Here is a 21,470-nt window from a genome sequence, read left to right as displayed (position 1 = left end):
TGTAGCGCGAGGAGGTCTGCTCCTCGAGCGAGTTCGGCGTCTTCATATGGCCGAGCAGGACATCAAAGCCCTCGCCATGAAAGGTGAGGTAGACATCGTCGGCCACGATGGCCTCGTCGATCAGGTCGAACTCGGCGACGCAATTGACATTGTGAAACCGGCCGGTGACGCCGAGACGTGCGGTGCGGATCTCGCTGTCGTCATAGCTGGTCGTGACGCCGGCCTGTTCGAAATCGATATCGGCAGCGTCGAGATAGATGCGGCCGCGGAAGGTGAAGCTGTCACCGGTCTGCGGATTGCTCCAGGCCGGCACGCCGTCAAACGCCCAGCCGCCCGCATCATCCGCCCATGCGGGTGTCAGGCTCGTGGTGGATGCCAGTGCGGCCAATACAGTGCTCGCCAAAACTTGCTTCATCATCGATTTATCAATCCTGTTGGCCATTCCACCATCAGGAGCGATGGTCCGGCAGTACAGTCGGGATGTGACATTCACGCGACCGTTCGGTGAATGTTATTTCTCGACTTCGATAATTCCAGAATTGGCGATATTCCGAATGCGTGACGCTTTTGCGACAGCTCAATGACATGTTTGTTTCAACGCCGCCGGGACAAAAAAGGGCCCGCAACGCGATGGCGTTGCGGGCCCTGGTCTGGCTGGCCTGTCCGGCTGATCAGAGCAGGCGTTTGCGCAGAAGCTGGGACATCATGTCGATCGCGCTGACGGCGAGGATGATGACGATCACGATCGCTGCGGTGCGCTGGTAATCGAAGGCACGGACGGCCTCGAACAGGATCTGGCCGATACCGCCGGCACCGATCAGGCCCAGAACCGTCGCCGAACGGGCATTCGATTCGAAGCGGTAGAGCCCGAAGGAGGTCCATAGCGGTGCCACCTGCGGGATCACGCCCCAGATCACCTCGTGCAGCGGCATTGCACCGGTTGCACGCACGCCCTCGACCGGGCCGTGATCGATCGCCTCGACGGCTTCGGAGAACAGCTTGGCGAGCACCCCTGTCGTGTGGACCGCGAGCGCCATCACACCGGCGAGCGGACCCAGTCCGACGGCGGCGATGAAGATCAGGGCGATGATCAGCTCATTGATCGAGCGGAACACGTCCATCAGGCGCCGCACCGGCTGCACGACCCAGGCCGGGGCGACATTGCGGGCGCTGAGCAGGCCGAAGGGGATCGCCGCCACGACGGCGATGAATGTGCCCCAGATCGCGATCTGCACCGTGATGATCATCTGCGGCACGGCTTCGACAATGCCGGCCCGCAATTCGACCCAGTAGGCACTGCGCGAGGCGGCGCTGGCGATATTGTCGGGGAAGAAGCCGGCGAGGAATTCCTGCATGTCGCCGAAATTCTCGACCAGGAGATAGGCCCGGTCCATGTCGGCCGGATCAAAGCTCCAGACCAGGATGACGATCACACCGGCACCGATCACGGCATTGGCAAGCCGCTCCATCAGCGGCGGTTTCGGACCGGGGCCGCGCGGTGCGCCCGCCCATAACAGGCCCGCCAGCAGCAGGCCGGCCAGCACGGCCATCCCGGCCACCAGCGGCCAGTTGGTCGAGGCCTGCGTGTCATGGCTGGCGCCATTGCCGGCCTGGCCGGTGGCATTGGCCAGGCTGTCCAGTTCCGAATTGCCCGCTTCCACGGCGGCCAGACGCGCCTCGAGTTCGGCGACGCGCGTGGCGCGTTCCTCCTCGGACAGGTCGGCATCATTGCGGACCAGGATCAGGTCGCGGACGATTTCCAGCTGCACGATCGGATCGAGATGCGAATTGGAGGCCGGCAGGAAGAGGCCGAAGAAGAGCGGTTCGAGCACGGCGCGGGCCGCGGCGATCTCTTCCGGCGTGCCCTGGCGGCCATAATTCATGAAGAAATACTGCAGCCGCAGCTTGGCCTCTTCATCGAGATCATTGCGCCAGATGATCGGATCGGTCCCGATCGGCGGCGAGGTCCAGATCACCCGGATGCGGTCAGCGATCTCGGGGCGCGAACCGTGCAGCACGGTCAGGCTGGTGGTGTTATTGGTGCCGACATCGATCTGCCCGTTGGCCACCGCGACGGCATTGGCCTCGTGATTGGCGTTGCGCACGGTGTTGAAGCATTCGGCCGGATCGATATTGCGCGGCGCGAAGATGAAGGCCGAGGGCACCAGATAGCCGGAGGTCGAATTGGGATCGCCCATGCCGAAATTGAGCGTGCCGTCACAGACCAGCACATCGTCGAGCGTCTGGATCGGGCTGTCGGCGGGCACGATGAGGACGGAGTTATAGCCCGCACTGCCGTCGGGATAGGTCGCCTTGGCGAAGACCTCGCCATCGGCGAGGCGGACGGCCTGCAGGCCGGAGAAATTGGAGAACCAGGCGAACTGGACGCTGTTATAGCGCATCGCCTGGATCATGCCGGCATAGTCGGAGGCGTAGAAAGGCTGGATGTCGTAGCCGGTCCACTCTTCCATCGCCTCGAGGAAGGGGCCCCAGTTGGAGGCCTGGTTGGCCGAGGATTCGGTCGCGATAATGCCGAAATTCAACGTCCCGCGCGACGCCGTCGGCCCGCTCTCAGGCGCATCCGCACCGTCGCCACCGGAGGTCGGCGCCGGCGTACAGGCCGCCAGCACCAGACCGAGGCCGGCAACCAGCGCACGCAAGCTCTTGTTCACCCAGCCGCTCATGCCTCGTCTCCCCCGTAGAAGGCCTGTTCGTATTCAGGGCCGTAGATCTCGACCAGCTTGGCCTGGGTCAATTCCTCGCTCGGGCCGTCGAACACGATCCGGCCCTTGTTGAGGGCGACGACGCGGTCGCAGAACTGGCTCGCATAATCGACCTGGTGCAGCGTGACGATGACGGTGAGATTGTCCTTGCGGTTCAGCTCGCGCAGCAATTCCATCACCGTGCGCGCCGAGACCGGATCGAGCGAGGCGATCGGTTCGTCGGCAAACAACACCTCGGCGCCCTGCACCATGGCGCGCGCAATGGCGCCGCGCTGCTGCTGGCCGCCGGACAGGTTGGACGCGCGCCGCGCCGCGAAGCCGGCAATGCCGACGCGCTCGAGCGCATCCATCGCCTTTTGCTTGTCTTCCATCGGGAAGATGCCCAGCGCCCCGCGCCAGGCCGGAATGCGGCCGAGGGCACCGATCAGCACATTGCCGAACAGCGACAGCCGTCCCACCAGATTGAACTGCTGGAAGATGAAACCGAGATGGGCGCGGTGTTCGCGCACCTTCGAGGTGACCTTGCCCTTGGACTGCATCCGATGGCCGAGCACCGCAACCGGCCCCGAATCCTCATCGGCAATCTGCAAGGCTGCGGCAACGCGCAGCAAGGTCGACTTGCCGGAACCGGACGGTCCGATCAATCCGACCATTTCGCCACGCCTGACATCCAGGCTGACATCATCGAGCGCTTTGGTATCGCCAAATGTCATTTTCAGATTTTTGGCGTGGAGCGCCAGAGCGGCGTCTGTCATCGTGGGCGTCCCCCTGCTTGGTCACGGCTTTGTGGCGTAAGGGCATGACACATTTGTGACAAGAGGAAGATGATGTTGATTCATGCCGCAACGCTAATTCTGTTTTTCACGCTCGCGGCGCTGAGCCTGATAGACGCAAGGACTCAAAGGCTTCCGGACGTTTTCACCCTGCCGCTCATCCTCGCAGGGATCGCAGTAAACGGACTGATTTTTTCTGCGCCGTGGGCAGCTATCGCCGGTGCCGCGATCGGATATGGCGCTCTGGTCGCCCTCGAACTGGCCTATAAACGCTTTCGCGGACGCGACGGACTCGGCCGCGGCGACGCCAAACTCCTCGCCGCCGGCGGCGCTTGGTGCGGCCCTTTCCTGCTGCCGATGATCCTGCTGGCCGGCAGTCTCAGCGCCCTGCTCTATGTCCTGTCGCTGGCCCTGGTGCGGCGGCAAGCGCCGGATGGGAATCAGCCGATGCCGTTCGGGCCCTGGCTGGCGCTGGGGATCGCGCTGGGCTGGGTCTGGCGCGCTTATGGGCCGGGGATGGTGGTGGGGTGGTGAGGCCGGGGGCACCAGCGCTCTTTCGCCGCCCTGGGCGGGAAGGAAAGCGTTGAGTCAGGAAACCGCCCGCCCGGGCGAGGCCATCCCGTAAACCCCTTGCCAGCCAAAGGGCCTCAGGGGACAGGCGCGGTCAAGGGTGAAACCGCGAAGCGGCGCCCGCGGCGCCCTTGACCGCGCCTGTCCCCTGAGGCGGACTCTCGGCATGGGGTTTTGGGGTGGGGGGTGGGTGGGTTGGCCCCGCTTTCAGGACGGAGAAATGATGTGTGTCACCGATTTTTCCCGCGACGTTCGATTAACTTGGAGGCGATTTCGCCTCTCTCCCTTCCCGAATTTTTGAGGACAACTCCCCGAATAGATTCCCCAAAAACTCTTGATTTGCCTGCTGGGTTTTTGTTGGCCGCTTTATTGAATCAAGCACCTTGCCGGTCCGACGCCTCTCAAGGAGTCCAATAGCTAAGCTGAGACGTCTTGCCAGACGCTCCCCGATCACATTTGAACCATCCATCGATACTTCGACCGTTGAAAGCATAGTGACGTATACATCATCACTCAAAATTGATGCTTGGCTCAAATTTATAGCCTCAAGCTCATCAAAATTGTTTGCAAAAAGAACAGCTTCTGAAACGTCAAAAGGGAAATAGTCAGCGCATGCGTCTACTAAATCCTTTCCGTCAAGACGCGCCATTGCAATTGTCAACGACCTCTTCTTAACGACACGCTGTCGATATTTCTCGAAATCCGCCCAAGAGCTTGCCTGCCCCTTAAATAACTCTATCAAACCAATTGTTTGATATGAGAGGCGAAGTTCAAATAAGACATATGCCAATGCCCTGCTAAGCCTTTTCTTCCTTTCCTCGCCACCTCTTCGGTAATGCGTAATTTCGCTAACCGCCCAACCCCCGATAAGCCCAGAGGCCAATAGAGCCAATTGTTGAAAAAATGCGTTATCAACGAGCTGATTCATGCCCCCCCCTTACAGGTCACGATGTCGATGATCGCCAAAAGCAAATTGGATCACAACGCATCTTCAATCAATCACCCATCTCGCGCGCCTCGCCTTTGGCTATTTCAGGCTTGGCTGATGCAGGTGTTGCTGACTGCGCTACCCAGCAAAGCATGCCTGCGGGCGCCACTGATGAAGCGTTAACACTTCGCCTCGTCAAGCAACGAATCGAGCTGAACATCGAGAACGGAGACCTTCCCCAATAACAAACGAATGCGATCCAATTCCCCCTTCGGATCCACTCCATCGGAAGCGCGAGCGATCAGGCTAGTATGCGCTACGCGACCTCGCAGTTGCCCAAGCTCCTCGAGACCGAAAATCAGATCTCCGTCAATCTTGTCAACCTCAATTCCGATAGGAATAACGATACTTAGTAGATTAGCCTCTCGGATTCCGTGATTTTCGGATCGGAGGAAATGTATGAATCCCGTGACACACCGGCTCAACCGATCATCGAGGTACTTTTTCTCTGGCCACGCTTTTTTCTTATTATTCGTAGGTGCATCAATTGTCTTAACAGGCCCGTACATTTCGCGACCGCTGAAGCCCAATAGATGAACCGTAACAACGGAGACTTTGCGCTCAGCACACCAAGCGTTCCAAGCGCTGCTGGCGATCTCCTCCGCGCGATCCTCCAGGTACGCCTCAATTTCTGCGTGAACGAGCATCCTGAACGCCTCAGCCCGCCGCTCCACCTTGTCCTGCCACACATAGGACCCTGTGGGCTCAATGGTCTTAGGAAGCAGATGGCGGCGCAACTCGCTCACCGACGCCTTCATTTTGCGGTATCGAGAAGATGGCATCACTCACTCAACACCGCGGTATTCCAAGCGCGAACGATCACCGTCCCGGTTCTCAGTGGGCACTGGAATGTGAATTCCCAAGGCGTGCGCCAGCTGCGCTCCCCATAAGCCCATCCGGGATGCGGTGTTGGGTATTCCGGCGGTGTCGCTCTCGACGGCCTCCGCAAATTGGTCCCGCTCCCAAATGCCATGGTATGCGTCGCGAACAGCTTGGGGACGAGCTGCCATTGCCTGCCGCACCGGGTCTGAGAAACAGTAGAATATGAGGGCGTCAAAAATTGCCCGGTTGAACGAGTTCGAACCAGGCTTCCTAGCGATTCCACTCTCACCGAATATTTGAACCAGCACAGTTAAACCATCTCGGAATTTGGACACCAACGCTTGTGCTCTGGGAAACGAAGCGTCCCAGTCATCATTCATGCGTCCGCAAACCAAGTCCAAGAAGTCTTTCATCCGACCGCCGTATTCCGGCAAATACAGTTGAAATGCCAAAGCTCGAACCAATAACTCCACATCCCGCATTCGCGCGTCTGGTTCTCGCTTGCCTAGCAGAGCCCAAAGGCTGGGCATATCTTGGGTCTGGTCGTCGACATAATCCAAGAACGGTCCCGCAACAACTGCCTGCCTAAGTTCGTGAGACGACAGCTTCACACTACCGGTATTCAAACGTCGAAAAACTAAGTGCAAAAAATCCGTGTCAGGCCAATTTCGAATTACGACGGTTCGAATCGTATGATTCAAAAATGCGTTTAGGTCAGAAACCAGATCAGGTTGGGCGTTCAAATGAGAATACTTTTTACGCGTCAAATCGGTGCGTGCCTCAAGGCCCGACAAGCCAAATTCATTTCTTGGACCTGTCGAATTGCCTGTATATTGCAGCAGGGTAAGAAGACGTTGCTTACCATCTAGGACGACGAATTTGCCACGCTCGCCCGGTTTCTCCGCCAACACTATCTGAGGTATGGGCAACCCGAGAACTGCCGATTCAATAAAGCGACTTTTGTTGCGCGGCGACCAGGCATCGCGACGCTGAAACCGAGGGTTCAAATCGATGTTGCCGCGCGTCAGCTGCGAGACGATGGTCTCCACAGTCCAATCAGTTGAATACAAGACCGCTTGTGAAAATCGATCAACGGAAGCGACCTCTAATGGCGTGTCTTGCTCGTCGTCGAACTCAACGTCACCGGCAGATTCATCCATTTTTGATCTCCCCTTCTCACACCCACAGTAGTAGCAGTTGCGAACACCTCTATCGGTTTAGCCGCAAACTGCAAGCGCTATTGAAATACCGAACAAGGGCCTGGATGGAGCAAGCTCGTTTGATCGAGCCATACCGAAAGCCACTAATCAATCGCCTCCCTCACCGTCCCGTCCTCGCTCAAATAAATCTCCCCGCCCTTCTCACGAAGCCCCGCCGCCTTCTCCGCCGTGCTGGCGCAGCGAGGGACGTGTACCTCTGGTACGCGTCCCATGGAAAATGGAGTCTTCCCCGGGACAGGCACCACAGGTGCCAGTCCCTCAGCCGCGATTGCGCGCCTCGGGAATTAATGGTGACAGGCACCCATTTCCTCAAACCAAGCATCCATAAGATCGCTTGAATTCCCAATCCCGCCCCGGCCCGCGCCGGGCAGAGCCATCCCTGAAACCCTTGCCAAGCAGGGCGCCAGACTGGACTTGTCTCGTCAAGGGTCCTGACCGCGCAGCGGCGCTTCGCGCCCTTGACGAGACAAGTCCAGTCTGGCCGGATCCCGGCATGGTTTTCAGGGCGGGGCCTGGCCCAGCGACGGCCGGATGGAAAACTCACCTTGCGGACAGGGGCGTCTTCAGCCTGTCCCACAGAAAGCCCGGTTTCGGTCACTGCCTGGCTCTTTCGCCTGGAATTGCGCCCCGAATTGAGTCCTCCCCGGGACGCGTACCAGAGGTACACGTCCCTCTTCGCGGGGGAGCCGAAAAGCCAGAGTCTGCCCCGGAGAGACTTGAGCCTCGTTTTGCCCCTCCGGCAATCCGCCCCCGCCCGACCTGCGCTATAATCGGGCCAACCCCGCTCTTTGACATCGTTGGCCCGTCAAGACTTCCCGCTTCCGGCCTGGCTCTGCGCGTGACAGTGCGTGGCAGCCGGTGACAGTCTGTCATCACCCTGCCATCCGCGAATCGCCTGTCCCCATGCGGCTGCACAGCCTCCGCCGGGGCAATGGCAGGCTGGCAGACAGTCATTCCCGTTTCACATAATCCTGTTCATCTTCGATGCGGGGCCGGGATCTCTGATACACATCCCTCCCGGCGCGCACCCGCCCATCCCCGGGCAACCGGAACACACATCATTTCCGCGTCCTGCCCGAGAGAATTTTCCCGGCAGCCCGTGCAGGCCTGTCTGCGCGAAAAATCAGCGCCCGGCGGAGGCGCCGCGCCCCTGCACCAGCCCTGCCCCGGCAAGCCTCCTGCAGTGGCCGATGATATTTTTTTCTTTACACGATCCGCAATAGGCCCTACTCGCGTTTTTCCCGGCGGAGGTGACGATGCCGGATTGGGTAAACAACTAACAGGGGGTCACGTGAATTGCACACGTACCATACTCCCCTGGACCTGGTCCGCTTACGGCACCTAGAAAAGCCGGTCGTCTGTGCACGTCCGGATCGTCTGGCCCGAGCTAGCCGCTGGTTTCAGGAAAATTTTCCGGGCGAAGTGCTCTATGCCGTCAAGGCAAATCCCAGCCCATGGATCATCGACGGCCTGTATGCGGCCGGGACGCGTTTCTTCGATGTGGCGTCGATCCCCGAGATCGCGCTGATTTCGGAGCGCTGCCCGGACGCGAAGAAGGCCTTTCTGCATCCGGTCAAGAGCCGCGAGTCGATTCGCCGCGCCTATTACGAATTCGGCGTGCGCATCTTTGCGCTCGATACCGAGGCGGAACTGAACAAGATCCTCGAGGAAACCAATCACGCAGACGATCTCACCCTGATCGTACGCCTGGCGGTGTCCAATGAGGGGGCTGTCTTCTCGCTCGCCGGCAAGTTCGGCGTGCCCGCCTTTGATGCCGCCGAGCTGATCCGCAGCTGCCGCGCCCATGCCAATGAGCTGGGTGTGAGCTTCCATGTCGGCAGCCAGTGCATGCTGCCGTCCGCCTATCGCTCGGCGATGATGGAGGCCTCGCGCCTGATTGCCCAGGCGGGCGTCACCGTCGACATCGTCGATGTCGGTGGCGGCTTCCCGTCGATCTATCCCGGCCTGACCCCGCCGCCGCTGATGGAATATGTCCGCGCCATCGAAGATGCCTTCGAAGAGATGATGGTGCTGGAAAATGCCGATCTGTGGTGTGAGCCCGGCCGGGCCCTCGTCTCGGAAGCGGAATCGGTGCTGGTCCGGGTCGAGCTGGTCAAGGGCGATGCGCTCTATCTCAATGACGGCGCCTATGGCCGCCTGTTCGATGCGGCGCATTCCAAATGGCCCTTCCCGGTGCGCCATCACCGCGCCAGCGGCGAGTCCACGGCCGAGACGGCGATGTTCCGCTTCTTCGGTCCGACTTGCGATTCCCTTGATGCCATGCAAGGACCTTTCGAGCTCCCGGCGGACACCGCCGAGGGTGATATTATCGAGATCGGCATGCTCGGAGCCTACGGGACGGCGATTGCGTCCAACTTCAACGGCTTCGGGAGCACAGAGCTGGCGATGGTGGGCGATGCCCCCTGGCCCTCCATGTTCGATCAACAACCAGACCGGGCGACCGGCGAGGACTCGACGGTCATCAATCTGGCCCGCGCCCGCCGCCGCCGTCCGAAATTGCGGAGACGTGCATGACCGATCATTCGAACCGTAAAGCGGAACTCCTTTCCTCCCCTGTCGAGCATATCGACATTACGGCTTTTGATGGTCGTCCCCTGATCGACGCCTGGGAGAAGATGTCCTTCACCTCGCGCGATGCCGCGCGCGCCTCGCGCATCCTGCAGGCCGCTGTGGCCGATCCGGACTGCTCGGTCATCCTGACCCTGGCCGGATCGACCTCGGCCGGCGGCTGCATGGATGTCTGGCGCGACATGGTGCGTCACAACATGGTCGACGCCATCGTCTCGACCGGCGCCGCCATCGTCGACATGGATTTCTTCGAAGCCCTGGGCTTCAAGCATTACCAGGCGAAGGAAATCCCCGACGACCGCATCCTGCGCGATCTCTATATCGACCGGATCTACGACACCTATATCGACGAGGAAGAGCTGCAGGCCTGCGACGCCGCCACGCTCGAGATCGCCAATCTGCTCGAGCCCGGCCCGCGCTCCTCGCGCTCCTATATCAAGGCGATGGGCAAATGGCTCGCCGAGGGCAATGCCAAGAAGCCCGGCTCGCTGGTCCAGGATTGCTATGAGCACGGCGTGCCGATCTTCTGCCCCGCCTTCTCCGACTGCTCGGCCGGCTTTGGCCTGGTCAAGCACCAGGTCGAGAAGATGAAGGCGAAACAGCCCTATCTCTCGATCGACAGCGTCGCCGATTTCCGCGAACTGACCGACATCAAGATCAAGGCCGGCAAGACGGGCCTGTTCATGGTCGGCGGCGGCGTGCCCAAGAATTTCGCCCAGGACACCGTCGTCTGCGCCGAGATCCTCGGCGTCGAAGTCCCGATGCACGCCTACGCCGTCCAGATCACCGTCGCCGACGTCCGCGACGGCGCCTGCTCCTCCTCAACCCTCAAGGAAGCCTGCTCCTGGGGCAAGGTCGACACGGCGCTGGAACAGATGGTCTTCGCCGAAGCGACGACCGTGGCGCCGGTGATGGTGTCGTCGGTTTATCATACGCGCGATTGGGAGAAGCGGGTGCGGCATCGGTATGCGGATATGTTTGAGGACTAGGGTTTTAGTTCAACGGTCAAAGGGAGCCCTGGCGGAAGCGCTGGGGCTTTTTTTTGTGGGGGATGGTTATTCGAGGACAACAACCAATTCCACAACTGAACACCAAATAACAGAGACGGGTGGAGCCAATGTTGATCGGATGTTGTGACCGATTTGCTTCGTGCCGGTGACCCCGGCAGGGCACCCTCGCCGACGCGGGTCCCGCTTGGTCCCCCATTTCCAATGATCGCCAGGCTGCATCCCCGCGGTTGCCGACGCTACTTTGGGGGCCAACGACGATAGAGCGCTGCCAGAAGGTGCCCGTAAACGCTAATTGGCCCATGACCAATGATCCCTAGGGAAGACTCAATTTCGTCCTGCCAATAGGCCACACCAGCCAACCAACTGTCAGCTACAGTGAAGTTTTCATCTGCATCCCCCCTAAGGCGGACTCGCCAAATACCCCCACCACTTGTTCCTTTGAAGTCTGTAGGCACAGAGGAATCGGGCTGCTGTTGTGGTTTGAAATGCAACTGGTCCCATTGCCCGACGTGTGGCGCGGCCACGATAGATCCAGGACAAGCGAGTCCTTTGATAGTCAGCGTACGCTTGATTCCTTCCGCGATCGCAGGTTGCGTCATTTCGCCAACGACGCCCGCAACGACCTCTAGCGGCCGCGTTTCCGCCTCCGGCCGCTGCACAGCCATACGCTTTCCACGTTCAAGGTCGACCACGGAACTGCTTGCTTTCAAAGCCGCAAACTGTTCAACCGGAATCGGTATAAATGCTAAATCTGGGCCCTCTCTACACGTCTTCTCGTAGAATTTGACAGCATGCGCGGCAGTGTCTTTTCCTGACAGCTGTATTCGTTGATCGGGATCGGCGGTGCGGCCAAATTGCGCAATGCCAAATGCGCCATCAATGGGCAATTCCGCGAGAACATGCCCGCAAGTCAAAATCCCTTGAATTGTGGGGCAGCTGACCAAAGTTCCCGACCCGAGAGGCGTTGGATCAGAGTCGTTGATGCGGATGAAGCCAACCGAGTAGACGGAAACGCATGAATCAATAATACTCTCTAGATTGTCATTCATTTCTATAAGGCAACCCTATATAAAATTACGCACATATACTTACCCCATGGGAAACATCTTTACAGAATAGAGAGCATTTTTCTGACAAGTTTTACGTCTCACTCATCCGGGCGAGGTGCCCAGTAATTTGGCTGGCTTGGGCTACGCGACCCCGGAGCTGTCTTTTCAGCCCTTCGCGCTCAGGCTTGGAGCGCGATCTCCGTAAAGCTCTGCTTAAATGATCCAGCTTTTGATGCTGACGGTTGGGAAGTAGTAGACTCGCCCCCTTCACAATGACACCCGTTACATCCGCAGCCCTGTTGACCAGGCCACGCTCCTTGTGTGGGCTGTGGCGGAATCCGAAACGGAACAGGCAAGACTTCACTGCCCAGATGTCCTTCTCATAGACAACGTCACCGGAAATGGTGATGTCATCGGCATAGACGCTGAGAGTGCAGCTGGAAGCCGTAACGATTTCTCTGATCTCGCCCCACATATCCTCATACGTGAAGTATGCCAAAATTGGACTACATGGGCTGCCTTGAGGTAGGTGGCCATTATAAGTGACCAACTTCGTTAGGAGGGCGGCCACGTCGGGCGAACACAGCATGCGTACGCGGAAAAACCAGTAGACGCGTTTGCTTGTGCAAGAAGGAAAAAACTCCTCGATATCCAGCAAATGAAAGGCGCGCGCTCCGATATGGGCTGCAGCATTGTCTACGTAGGATCGCCCCTTCACAGGAGCCATGAGAAAATCGGGCGGTTCAATTCGTTGTAGAAGATTCGTGATGCGTTTCTGAACGGCCTTCAAATTGTCATGCGGCGCTTCAATGCGGCGCGATCCACCGTTTTTCTTTGGTTCGTTCCAACATGCATACCGCCCGTTGGAGTCCGCGAGAGATTCCAGCCCTTTCAGGGACGCAGGCAGCAACCTCGCGAGCTTGGCGCGGTTTCGGAGCTTATACAGGCACGACTGGTGGATGGGATAATTACTGTTCTCAGGCAGCATCTGTCACATCCGTCTTCGCTTCGATCAACCGCAGAAAGTCCAAAATCTTCGATGCGATTGCCGTCCGTCCGATTGATGCACTTCTGCCACTCGGCTGCGTCGCTCCGATATTCTCAGCAAAGAACATGATCGATGACACAGGGATTCGGAACGTTTCCGCGTAGCGCTCAATAACATCAAGGGAAGGCGTCCGATTACCATTCTCGATTTCCGAGACGTAGGAATTCGATACACCAAGCTTTTCCGCCAGCTCTTTCTGCTTCAGGTCATGGAAAACCCTGAGGAGTCGTAGTGCTTCAGAAATCATGATCGCCTCCAAATAGATAGGGTGTAGTCAGGTTAGCGACTTATCCGTCTCCGTTACCAAAAAGGTCCCGAACAATCCGCCAGAGGCGGTAAACGAACGGCCCCCACGTGAAGGCCCAGCGGATCATACGTCCCGAGCGTAGCCATTTTGGCCAAACTCGCTTGTTCCGCGTCAGTCGCTGCCGTCGTCGTTCAGTTTCCAGATCAACCATGTTGACCTCCTTCGAGTTGCCTTTAGCCAGATTGCTAAAGGGTCTTTGCCAACTCGAAGACGGATCACGACAAGCTTCACCGTCATACACAGACACGACCCGTCTTTGGTCGTGTCTGCTTCGCTCTTCCCGGGAGGCGCGTGGCGTGGTGCCCGGTCGCCCTGTGGGAGGGAAGTGGTAGAGGGCCAAGGCCCTCCGCGAGGCCGTTGCCGACCTCCGGGTATAAAGACTTATATTTCCGAACGCGGATGCGCCCTGAACAATTATTAGTATAGCAGATTCGAGAACGGAGTCAAACTAAAATCACTGTGCGTGAATTTTTTTGGCGCGATAAACAAGAACGACGCCCCCCCGGCAACGCAACTATCGGCAGAGCCACACCTTCGCAGCCCTCACTCCACCCCACAAACCCCATGCCAGCCAGCGGGCCGTATCCGGGTTTTCAGGTCAAGGGTGAAACCGCGTAGCGGCCCGCAGGGCCCTTGACCTGAAAACCCGGATACGGCGTCATCTCGGCAAGGGATGAATGGGGTGGCGGGCGCGGGGAGCGCCGCTTTTTGAGGGGCCTAAAAGCAAGTGCCTGTCGCCGCCCCTCAAAGATTGATGCCCGAGGGCGAATTTGGATCGGCCACGAGCTTGACGGCCACCCGAAACGGCTTAACTGCGCGTGTTATTAGAGATTTAGCTGTTCCAAAAGGAAGATTAAAGAACTCCCGATCAGCGCGAACTCTGTAGCTGTCCAGCTCCTCATGAGCAGCGGTCTCAGCTGCCTTTGGCTGTGTAACAGCCCACGTGCCCCTGACACCAAACGGTATCACCACACCAGTCGCACGGTTGATTTCATTGACACGGACCACCGGATCGCGGGTCGTCATGCCTACTTTTATCAAGTTAGGATTCTCCCGAGTACCGAGCGCATAAATCAAGCCAGGGGGAGGCGCTACGGACCTTGCTCCGACAAATACCTCAAGCAATGTGCATGCATCCAACGCTCTAAGCTCGCTCATCTGCTGCAGCGCCGCTTGTTGGTCGCCAGCCTTTAGCGCCTTCCTCAATGCCGACAGTGCCCTCGACAAACTCTGAAGTTGGACCGTGGGGCGATGTGCCAGCTGTACCCAAACCGTAAACCAATCCCACTGGTCGCACTTCCATGCGCGACTAAAGCACCCCTTAACCTCTGAGATCGCGTCCAGTAAAGTCGGATCAGCGCTCGTGCCAGCCTCTGACAAGCAGCGCAACACCAGCTTCGCAGCCGCGACTCGCCGAATTTGGGTCTCTGCCTTCACCGGAGCCATCCCGAAGCCCCACTTTTGAGCAATCCTAGTCAGATTCACCTCCCGTATGTTCAAGGGTCTTTCTAACTGATTGCCCTGCGGACAGGGAACGGCAGAAATTACCGAAGCAACGGACCGCCCTGAAAACCCGGATACGGCGTCCTCCCGGCAAGGGATGAATGGGGTGGCGGGCGCGAGGTGCGCCGCTTTTTGACGGGCACTCGCCCGTCCTTCTCCCTCAGGGAGAAGGTGGCCCGCAGGGCCGGATGAGGGTGGCAGCGCGGCCATCGCCGGCGCTGGCCCGCCTCAGCCGCCCGGATCCGGGGGGCACCCTCTCCTCATGGGAGAGGGAAGACGCGCCGCTTTTACCGGACCGATTGGCCCGAACGCCCGCTTATCCAGCATTTCGCCCCCAATCAGCGTCACCCTGACGAAGGTCAGGGCCCAGTTCGTAGAGCGGGACTTTGCCAAGCCTGGCAGCGATTTAGCCTGTAAACTGGGTCCTGACCTTCGTCAGGATGACGTTCTTTTGGGGGCTGGAGAGAGAAAACTTATCCCCGCCCCTGCCCGCCGCGCCAATAATCCTCCCGTCCCCGCGCCACTCGAGGCCCGGACCGGTTATCCGGGGGCGCAGGGAGTACGGAGCCTGTCCGTTTTCGTCATTTGACCACGGCGAAACCCGGCAGGGCCATGGGTGAGGAGGTGAGGCATTAGGGCTCGACCGATCGTCCGCACCCATTTCGAGGCAGGGCCCGCGAGGGACCTGAGTAAACCTCCGTGTGCGGGATGCCACCGGCGCCACTCACACTTAGTCCACGACCGGCTCCGGCCGGCATCCCGCACTCCTCATCTCGCCAGGCGGCAACGTCGTGGCGGTTTCGGTGCAGAGCCCGTTGCTCATCCGGATATTCAAGGGAGACCCCGATGTATCATTCCCAACGCTCACCCAATCGCCGCCCCGGCCGCGGCACACAATATCCCCCGGGCCGCCCGCTGGAGATGCCCGACCCGGCCCAGACCGGCCGCACGGCCCTGGTCGCCGCAGCCGGGGCCATGCGCGAAGGCGATGGCCGCGCCGCGCGGCAGCTGCTGGGCCTTGCCCGCGAATTCTTCGCCCAGACGCGGGCCGAAATGGCGTTGACGCGCGACCGCCTGAAACTCGCCGCCGAGACCGAGGCGGCCGAACGCCAGGCCCTGGCCGCCCATTATGCCGCCGCCGGCATGGGACTGGAGGGGGTTGAACTCAACATGCAAATCGGGGAAGACGCCGCCGCGATGCGCGCCGCCCGCGCCGCCGGCAAGCCCGTGCCCGAGCCGCGCTGGGAGGAGAGCTGGGAGCTGGCCGGCGAGACCATGCCGGAGGGCTGGGAAGAGCCCGGTTGCGGCACCAATTAAAGCAGGGAGCTAGTCTTCCGCCGTCTCCGGCTGGGCCAGGCAGAGCCAGCGGCTCAGATTGATCCGGTCCGGATTGGAGATCCAGCCGGTGACGCGCGGACTGACCAATTGCCGGTTGGCCTCGAAGAAGACCGGGATGACCGGCGTCTGGTCGAGGAAATACTGCTCGGCCTGCGCCAGCAGCGCATTGTGCTCGGCCTCGTCGGCGGTGCGCACGGCCGCATCGGTCAGGGCGTCGAAGGCGGGGTCGGTCCAGCGTGAATAATTGATCTCGCCGGCGCGGGTCTCGTACTGGAAGAGCACGCCATAGGGATCGTTGAAGTCCGGACGCCAGCCCGAGGTCGAGACCTGATAATCGCCGCCGCGCATGCGGTCATAATGGATCTGGCTGTCGCTGGTGACGATCTCGACCCGGACCCAGGGCGCGATGGTCATCCAGTCCTGCTGGATCACCGGCACGATGCGCGGCCAGCTGGCCGCGGGCTGGTAGTTGAACTCGAACTCCAGCGGATTGTCGGGGCCGAAACCGGCGCCCTCGAGCAGGCGCAGGGCCTCGGCGCGGCGCTGTTCCATCGGCTGGTCGGCATAATCCAGACGCGGCCAGTCGAGCCGGCCATGAAGCCCGGCCGGCACGACCCGGAAGGCCGGCGCATCGAAACCGCCGAGCACGTCCTGGGTCAGGAAATTGCGGTCGATCGCCAGCGACAGGGCGCGGCGCACATCGGGATTATCAAAGGGCGGCGAGGTATTGTTGAAATCGATCGTGCGGATGGTGAAGCCGGGCACCGATTGCACCAGCTCCGGATTGTGCTCGAGCAGGAATTGCGTGTTCGAACTGGCGAAATCGACATTGAGATCAAGCTCGCCCGAGCGCACGCGGCGTTCGGCCGCCGCGGTATCGACGGTCGGGAAATAGTAGATATCGGTCAGGCAGACCTCGTCCGCGTCGTAGAAATAGGGGTTGGCAACGAGGTGGATGTAATTATTGGAACGCCATTCCACGAGCGTATAGGGCCCGCTGGAGACCATGTTCTCCGGCCGCGCCCAGCGATCGCCAAACGCCTCGATGGCGTGTCTGGGGATCGGCTGGCCGTAATACATCAGCACGGTCGGCAGATAGGGCGCGGGATAGTTGAGGCTCAGCTCGACGGTGCGCGCATCCAGGGCGCGGACACCCAGCGTGTCGACCGGGGCGCGGCCCTCATAGACCTCCTGGGCATTGGCGATCATCAGCAGCGGCGCTGCGAACTGATTGCCGGTCAGCGGATCGAGCGGACGCTGCAGGCCGAACACCACATCCTCGGCCGTGACCGGCTCCCCATCCGACCAGAAGGCGTCATCGCGCAGGGTGAAGGTCCAGACGAGCCCGTCATCGGAGATCTCGGCACGCTCGGCCAGCGCCAGGATGGGCTGGGCATCAGCGGCCGGCTCATACAGGCCGACGAAGAGATCGGAGACGATGGTGCGCTCATCGGTGATCTGGGCCAGGTCCGGATCCAGACTCAGCGGCTCGATGCGATTGCCGCGATTGAGCGTGGTGCCATTGTCGGGCTCGCCGCCGCCGCAGCCGGCCAGCGTGACAGACAGGGCGGCGATGAGGCCGAGCGTGATCCGGTTGAATGTCATGAGTAATCCCCGATGGCAGGCCCGGGACACTAGACTCGATACCCGTCCGCACAAGGGGAATGCGTCAAAATCGGCAAAATTGCATCGCATGGCAGGCAAGCTGTCGCATAAATTCATGGCTGCCCTGCGGCACCCGGGCAAGAATTTTCGTGACCTCTGCCGCGGGCCCCGTTATGCGGAGGGCCAATCAGGATTTACGCCATGCTCGAACTCTTCATCTCCGCCCTCGTCACCTTCTTCGTCGCCATCGATCCGCCCGGTGTGGCGCCGATCTTCTTCGCGCTGACGGATGGTTCGCCCAAGGCTCACCGCCGGGCCATGGCCTATAAGTCCATCATCATCGCCACCGGCGTGCTGCTGGCCTTCGCCCTGGGCGGACGGATCCTGCTCGATGCCATGCATATCAGCCTCGACGCCTTCCGCACCGCCGGCGGCGTCCTGCTCTTCCTGATGGCGCTGGAAATGATCTTCGAAAAACGCACCGAGCGCCGCGAAGAGCGGGCCGGAAAACTGACCGAGGAACACGAAACTCACCCGGAAACCTGGGACGATATCTCCGTCTTCCCGATGGCGATTCCGATGCTCGCCGGCCCCGGCGCGATCGCGACGATCATGCTGTTCATGTCCGAAGCCCCGACCATCGCACATCAGGCGGTGGTCTTTGGCGCGGTCGGAATCAACTTGTTGATCTGCCTGGTTGTTTTCCTGGTCATCGGGCCGGTGATGAAATTCGTCGGCGCCTCAATGGCGGCGATGGTGACGCGGATTCTCGGCGTCATCCTGGCCGCCCTGGCGACCCAGTTCATCTTCGACGGCATCCACGGCGCCTTCATGGCCGGCTAGGCAGCAACGAAAAATTAGCCGCTATCTGACATTCTCATCGCCCAAGGGTCCGTCAAAGAGACCCGCAGGTGATGGAGAATTCAATGGGTTTTCGTCTCGCCATGACTATCGCCGCCGCCCTGCTGACCACGGTCGGGCTGACGGCCGCCGCCTATAGCTTCACGCAAGGACAGACCGACCAGGCCATAGCCTTCGGCTGGCCGGCCATCGCGATTGCGATCGCCTTTGCGATTGTCATCCCGTCGCAATCACGGGCGACAACGCAGATTCAGGACTTGCTCGACAGCGGTTTGAAGAACGGCTCGTAAAGGTCCGGACGCCGGTCGCGGAACACGCCCCAGGCGGCGCGATGCGTCTGCAGGAAGTCGCGATCAAACGTGGCTGACACAATGCCCTCCTCGGCCTTGCCCAGCTCGGAGACCTTCTCGCCCGTATGGTCGCAGACGAAGGATGAGCCGTAGAAGACCTGGCCATCCTCATCGCCGATCCGGTTGGCAGCCAGCACAGGCATGACATTGGCCACGGCATGGCCCTGCATGGCGCGCTGCCAGCGGGCCGAAGTGTCGAGGCTGTCATCATGCGGCTCGGAACCGATCGCCGTCGGATACATCAGCACTTCAGCGCCCAGCAGCGCCATGGCACGGGCCGCTTCAGGGAACCACTGGTCCCAGCAGATCCCGACGCCGATACGGCCGTGGCGGGTATCCCAGACCTTGAAGCCGGTATTGCCGGGCCGGAAGTAGTATTTCTCCTGATAGCCGGGACCATCGGGAATATGGCTCTTGCGATAGACACCCATCGGGCGGCCATCGGCATTGATCATCACCAGTGAATTGTAATAGGCCTGCCCGTCACGCTCATAGATCGAGACCGGGATCACGACGCCAAGCTCGGCAGCCAGCTCGCTCATCGCGATGACACAAGGGTGTTCCATCGCCGGGTAAGCGCGGGCGAAATTGTCCTCGTCCTGGGTCTTGCAGAAATACGGCCCCTGGAAGAGCTCAGGCGGCAGCACGACCTGGGCGCCATCCGCCGCGGCCTGACGGATCATGGCGGAGACGCGTTGGATATTGTCGGCCATATCATCGCTAAACCCGGTCTGCAGGCCGGCGATGGTGATCGAATTGCTCATGATTTCGGTCCGGCTGGAATATGGGTCGTGACGCAGTGGAAGGCACCGCCGCCGCTCAGAATAGCGCTGGAACGGCAACCGACAACCTCATGGCCCTTGAACAGGGCGCGCAGGGCGTCGAGCGCCGCAGCTTCACTGCCGGTGCCATAGGTCGGAACCACCAGGTTCCGCGGTCCGATCACCCAGTTCATATAGCTCGCCGGCAGGACATCGCCGGCCTTGTTCACAACACGGCCCGGCGAGGGGATGCGGTGCACCTTCAGCCTGCGGCCACGGGCATCGGTCATCGCCGCCAGTTCGGCCGCGATCTGCTCGAGCATTTCGGCCTGTGGGTCATTCTCACCCCAGGCTTCCATGCACACCACTTCGCCGGGACGGACAAAGCGGGCGATATTGTCGATATGGCCATCGGTGTGATCGCCGATCAGACCCTTGTCGACCCACAACACCGTCTCGACACCGAGCGCGGCCTTCAGCCGCTCCTCGACCACCGCTTCGGTGAGATCGCCATTGCGGTTCTTGTTGAGCAGGACATCGCGGGTGGTGATGACCGTGCCTTCACCGTCGAATTCGAGGGCGCCGCCCTCGGCGATCATCTCGACATCGATGATGCGGGCCTCGACCATGCGGGCGATCGCGGTACCGACCGTCTGGTCACCGGGGATCTGGAACTTGCCGCCCCAGCCATTGAACGGAAAGCGGGCCGCAACCAGCTCGCCATCGCGGCGCAGGAAGACCGGCGCCGTGTCGCGGGTCCAGACATCGCCGTAATTCTGGCGGACCAGAACGGCTTTCTCGCCCATTGCGGCGCGCGCAGAGGCTTCGGTCTCGTCATTGGAGACGAGTACCGTCAGCGGCAGGCGCGGGCCGCCGGGCACAGGCTCGGTCAAGGCCGTCAGGAAGGCGGCAAACTCGACCCGGGCGGGGGCGAGGTTTTCAAGCCAGATGCTGGCCTCGGCAGGCCAGCATGTGATGACCTGGTCGGGGGTCTGGGATTCGTGGGGAATGGTGGGATTGGTCATCAGGGCGCCTCAACAATGCAGCGCGCCTCTATCACGCGTTTGACCGGGATGCGAGCGCAAAAAAGCAAGGCTCCCGCGCAAAAAAGAAGGGCGGCCCGAGGGCCGCCCTTCCACTGCGTAGTCGCATGCTATTCCAGTGCTTAGAAGTCGTACTTCACACCGAACAGAACCTGCCAGGTCGACGCGCTGGAGACGCGGGACTCTGCGGTCAGCGGGTTGAAGCTCTCGAACACATACTGGTTCGTACCCGCATCATATTCCGCATCAACGATGCTGCGGATTTGCGGATAGCTCGCCTGGGTCAGGATACCCCATTCATCATTGATGAAGTTGCCGAGGTTTTCGATCACCAGGTAACCGGCGGCGCGATGGCCCGGCGCAAAGGCAGGGATTTCCTGCTCAAGGCGCAGATCCATCTTGGTCCACCAGGAACCTTCATGCGAGTTGCGCTCGTCGATCGCACCACGGGCCAGGCCTTGGGCGTCGGTATAGGCAAAGAAGGCTGCCGTATCGAAGCCAGGCGCAAACCGGACCAGCGGATCGCTGGCATCGGTCGGCACGTAGAGGAGGTGACGACGGTCAATGATGTCGCCGAACATGTCGCCATCATCATTGTCGAACGCGAAGGAGTAACCGCGCGACTGGCTGACCTGGCCGAACAGGGTCGCCCGGGTGGTCAGATCGTCGAAGAAGTCATGCTCCCAGGAGACACGACCGGTGAAGCGGTGCGGGATCTCGTAGTTGGACGTCGCGGCCGTCGGATTGTTCGGGTCCGAGACAGCAACGCCGGCATAGTTGGAGAAGGCCACCGAAGAGGTCATCGGGTTGGCATCTTCCGACTGGGTGTAGGCATAGGCTGCCGTCCAGCTCAGGCCGAGATTGTCGTATTCACGGCTGACCGCCAGCGACAGGACGAGGGATTCGCCAC

The 21,470-nt window shown here is 60.4% G+C and carries 19 protein-coding genes and 1 pseudogene; 6 read left to right on the top strand and 14 right to left on the bottom strand.

Annotated features, from left to right (window positions below; translation table 11 throughout):
* From ACN0YF_RS12595 to phnC, 3 genes are all read right to left on the bottom strand, one after another.
* Window positions 1–418, bottom strand: a 418-nt coding sequence (locus ACN0YF_RS12595) for a porin (RefSeq protein WP_417494650.1), incomplete at its 3' end; no start/stop codon positions are given.
* A 253-nt stretch (window positions 419–671) separates the two neighbouring features.
* Window positions 672–2,684 (bottom strand): phosphonate ABC transporter, permease protein PhnE, encoded by a 2,013-nt coding sequence (gene phnE / locus ACN0YF_RS12590; protein ID WP_417494649.1) that lies wholly within the window; start codon window positions 2,682–2,684, stop codon window positions 672–674.
* Window positions 2,681–3,478, bottom strand: coding sequence for a phosphonate ABC transporter ATP-binding protein (phnC, locus tag ACN0YF_RS12585; protein WP_417482366.1), 798 nt, complete (start codon window positions 3,476–3,478; stop codon window positions 2,681–2,683). Before phnC ends, phnE begins: the two co-directional genes overlap by 4 nt.
* A gap of 69 nt (window positions 3,479–3,547) precedes the next feature.
* Here phnC and ACN0YF_RS12580 point away from each other — a divergent pair, with 69 nt between their 5' ends.
* Window positions 3,548–4,030, top strand: a complete 483-nt coding sequence (locus ACN0YF_RS12580; protein ID WP_417494648.1) for a prepilin peptidase — start codon at window positions 3,548–3,550, stop codon at window positions 4,028–4,030.
* Window positions 4,031–4,322: 292 nt separating this feature from the next.
* Here ACN0YF_RS12580 and ACN0YF_RS12575 read toward each other — a convergent pair whose 3' ends face one another.
* The 3 genes from ACN0YF_RS12575 to ACN0YF_RS12565 form a co-directional block, all read right to left on the bottom strand.
* On the bottom strand, window positions 4,323–4,994 hold the full coding sequence (locus ACN0YF_RS12575; RefSeq protein ID WP_417494647.1) for a hypothetical protein: 672 nt from the start codon (window positions 4,992–4,994) through the stop codon (window positions 4,323–4,325).
* Between the two features lie 179 nt (window positions 4,995–5,173).
* Window positions 5,174–5,800, bottom strand: a complete 627-nt coding sequence (locus tag ACN0YF_RS12570) for a hypothetical protein (protein ID WP_417494646.1) — start codon at window positions 5,798–5,800, stop codon at window positions 5,174–5,176.
* Between the two features lie 39 nt (window positions 5,801–5,839).
* Entirely contained in the window at window positions 5,840–7,036 is a 1,197-nt protein-coding gene (locus ACN0YF_RS12565; protein WP_417494645.1) for a DUF262 domain-containing protein, read from the bottom strand.
* A 1,356-nt stretch (window positions 7,037–8,392) separates the two neighbouring features.
* Here ACN0YF_RS12565 and ACN0YF_RS12560 point away from each other — a divergent pair.
* Both ACN0YF_RS12560 and ACN0YF_RS12555 read left to right on the top strand, forming a co-directional pair.
* Window positions 8,393–9,631 carry a type III PLP-dependent enzyme gene (locus ACN0YF_RS12560; protein ID WP_417494644.1) on the top strand — a complete coding sequence of 413 codons (1,239 nt, stop codon included), beginning with the start codon at window positions 8,393–8,395 and terminating at the stop codon, window positions 9,629–9,631.
* Entirely contained in the window at window positions 9,628–10,674 is a 1,047-nt protein-coding gene (locus ACN0YF_RS12555) for a 1,9-bis(guanidino)-5-aza-nonane synthase (protein ID WP_417494643.1), read from the top strand. Before ACN0YF_RS12560 ends, ACN0YF_RS12555 begins: the two co-directional genes overlap by 4 nt.
* A 257-nt stretch (window positions 10,675–10,931) precedes the next feature.
* On the opposite strand, the gene ACN0YF_RS12550 is transcribed toward ACN0YF_RS12555, so the two are convergent.
* The 4 genes from ACN0YF_RS12550 to ACN0YF_RS12535 all read right to left on the bottom strand — a co-directional run bounded on the left by ACN0YF_RS12550 (window position 10,932) and on the right by ACN0YF_RS12535 (window position 14,257).
* Window positions 10,932–11,744, bottom strand: coding sequence for a hypothetical protein (locus ACN0YF_RS12550; protein ID WP_417494642.1), 813 nt, complete (start codon window positions 11,742–11,744; stop codon window positions 10,932–10,934).
* A 91-nt stretch (window positions 11,745–11,835) separates the two neighbouring features.
* The gene (locus ACN0YF_RS12545) at window positions 11,836–12,732 is read right to left on the bottom strand and encodes a reverse transcriptase family protein (RefSeq protein ID WP_417494641.1); all 897 of its coding nucleotides are present in this window, start codon (window positions 12,730–12,732) and stop codon (window positions 11,836–11,838) included.
* Complete coding sequence (locus ACN0YF_RS12540; protein ID WP_417494640.1) at window positions 12,722–13,039, bottom strand: helix-turn-helix transcriptional regulator; 318 nt, start codon at window positions 13,037–13,039, stop codon at window positions 12,722–12,724. Before ACN0YF_RS12540 ends, ACN0YF_RS12545 begins: the two co-directional genes overlap by 11 nt.
* 804 nt (window positions 13,040–13,843) lie before the next feature.
* Window positions 13,844–14,257 (bottom strand): GIY-YIG nuclease family protein, encoded by a 414-nt coding sequence (locus tag ACN0YF_RS12535; RefSeq protein ID WP_417494639.1) that lies wholly within the window; start codon window positions 14,255–14,257, stop codon window positions 13,844–13,846.
* Window positions 14,258–15,448: 1,191 nt separating this feature from the next.
* Between ACN0YF_RS12535 and ACN0YF_RS12530 the strand changes: the two genes are divergently transcribed.
* Window positions 15,449–15,919, top strand: coding sequence for a hypothetical protein (locus tag ACN0YF_RS12530; RefSeq protein WP_417494638.1), 471 nt, complete (start codon window positions 15,449–15,451; stop codon window positions 15,917–15,919).
* Between the two features lie 9 nt (window positions 15,920–15,928).
* Here ACN0YF_RS12530 and ACN0YF_RS12525 read toward each other — a convergent pair whose 3' ends face one another.
* On the bottom strand, window positions 15,929–17,545 hold the full coding sequence (locus ACN0YF_RS12525; RefSeq protein ID WP_417494637.1) for a peptide ABC transporter substrate-binding protein: 1,617 nt from the start codon (window positions 17,543–17,545) through the stop codon (window positions 15,929–15,931).
* A gap of 201 nt (window positions 17,546–17,746) precedes the next feature.
* On the opposite strand from ACN0YF_RS12525, the gene ACN0YF_RS12520 reads away from it, so the two are divergent.
* Complete coding sequence (locus ACN0YF_RS12520) at window positions 17,747–18,388, top strand: MarC family protein (RefSeq protein ID WP_417494636.1); 642 nt, start codon at window positions 17,747–17,749, stop codon at window positions 18,386–18,388.
* A gap of 83 nt (window positions 18,389–18,471) precedes the next feature.
* A complete protein-coding gene (locus tag ACN0YF_RS12515) occupies window positions 18,472–18,696 on the top strand; it encodes a hypothetical protein (RefSeq protein WP_417494635.1) in 225 nt (74 codons plus the stop codon).
* On the opposite strand, the gene aguB is transcribed toward ACN0YF_RS12515, so the two are convergent.
* From aguB to ACN0YF_RS12500, 3 genes and pseudogenes are all read right to left on the bottom strand, one after another.
* A complete protein-coding gene (gene aguB / locus ACN0YF_RS12510) occupies window positions 18,657–19,520 on the bottom strand; it encodes an N-carbamoylputrescine amidase (protein WP_417494634.1) in 864 nt (287 codons plus the stop codon). The genes ACN0YF_RS12515 and aguB overlap by 40 nt on opposite strands.
* A complete protein-coding gene (locus tag ACN0YF_RS12505) occupies window positions 19,517–20,542 on the bottom strand; it encodes an agmatine deiminase family protein (RefSeq protein ID WP_417494633.1) in 1,026 nt (341 codons plus the stop codon). Before ACN0YF_RS12505 ends, aguB begins: the two co-directional genes overlap by 4 nt.
* A gap of 140 nt (window positions 20,543–20,682) precedes the next feature.
* Window positions 20,683–21,470 (bottom strand): annotated as a pseudogene (locus tag ACN0YF_RS12500) (TonB-dependent receptor); the annotation flags it as partial.

The sequence above is a fragment of the Maricaulis sp. genome (assembly GCF_048270265.1).
Classification (GTDB): domain Bacteria; phylum Pseudomonadota; class Alphaproteobacteria; order Caulobacterales; family Maricaulaceae; genus Maricaulis.
Note: the sequence above shows the minus strand (reverse complement) of the source record. Positions and strands in the feature narration are given on the sequence as shown.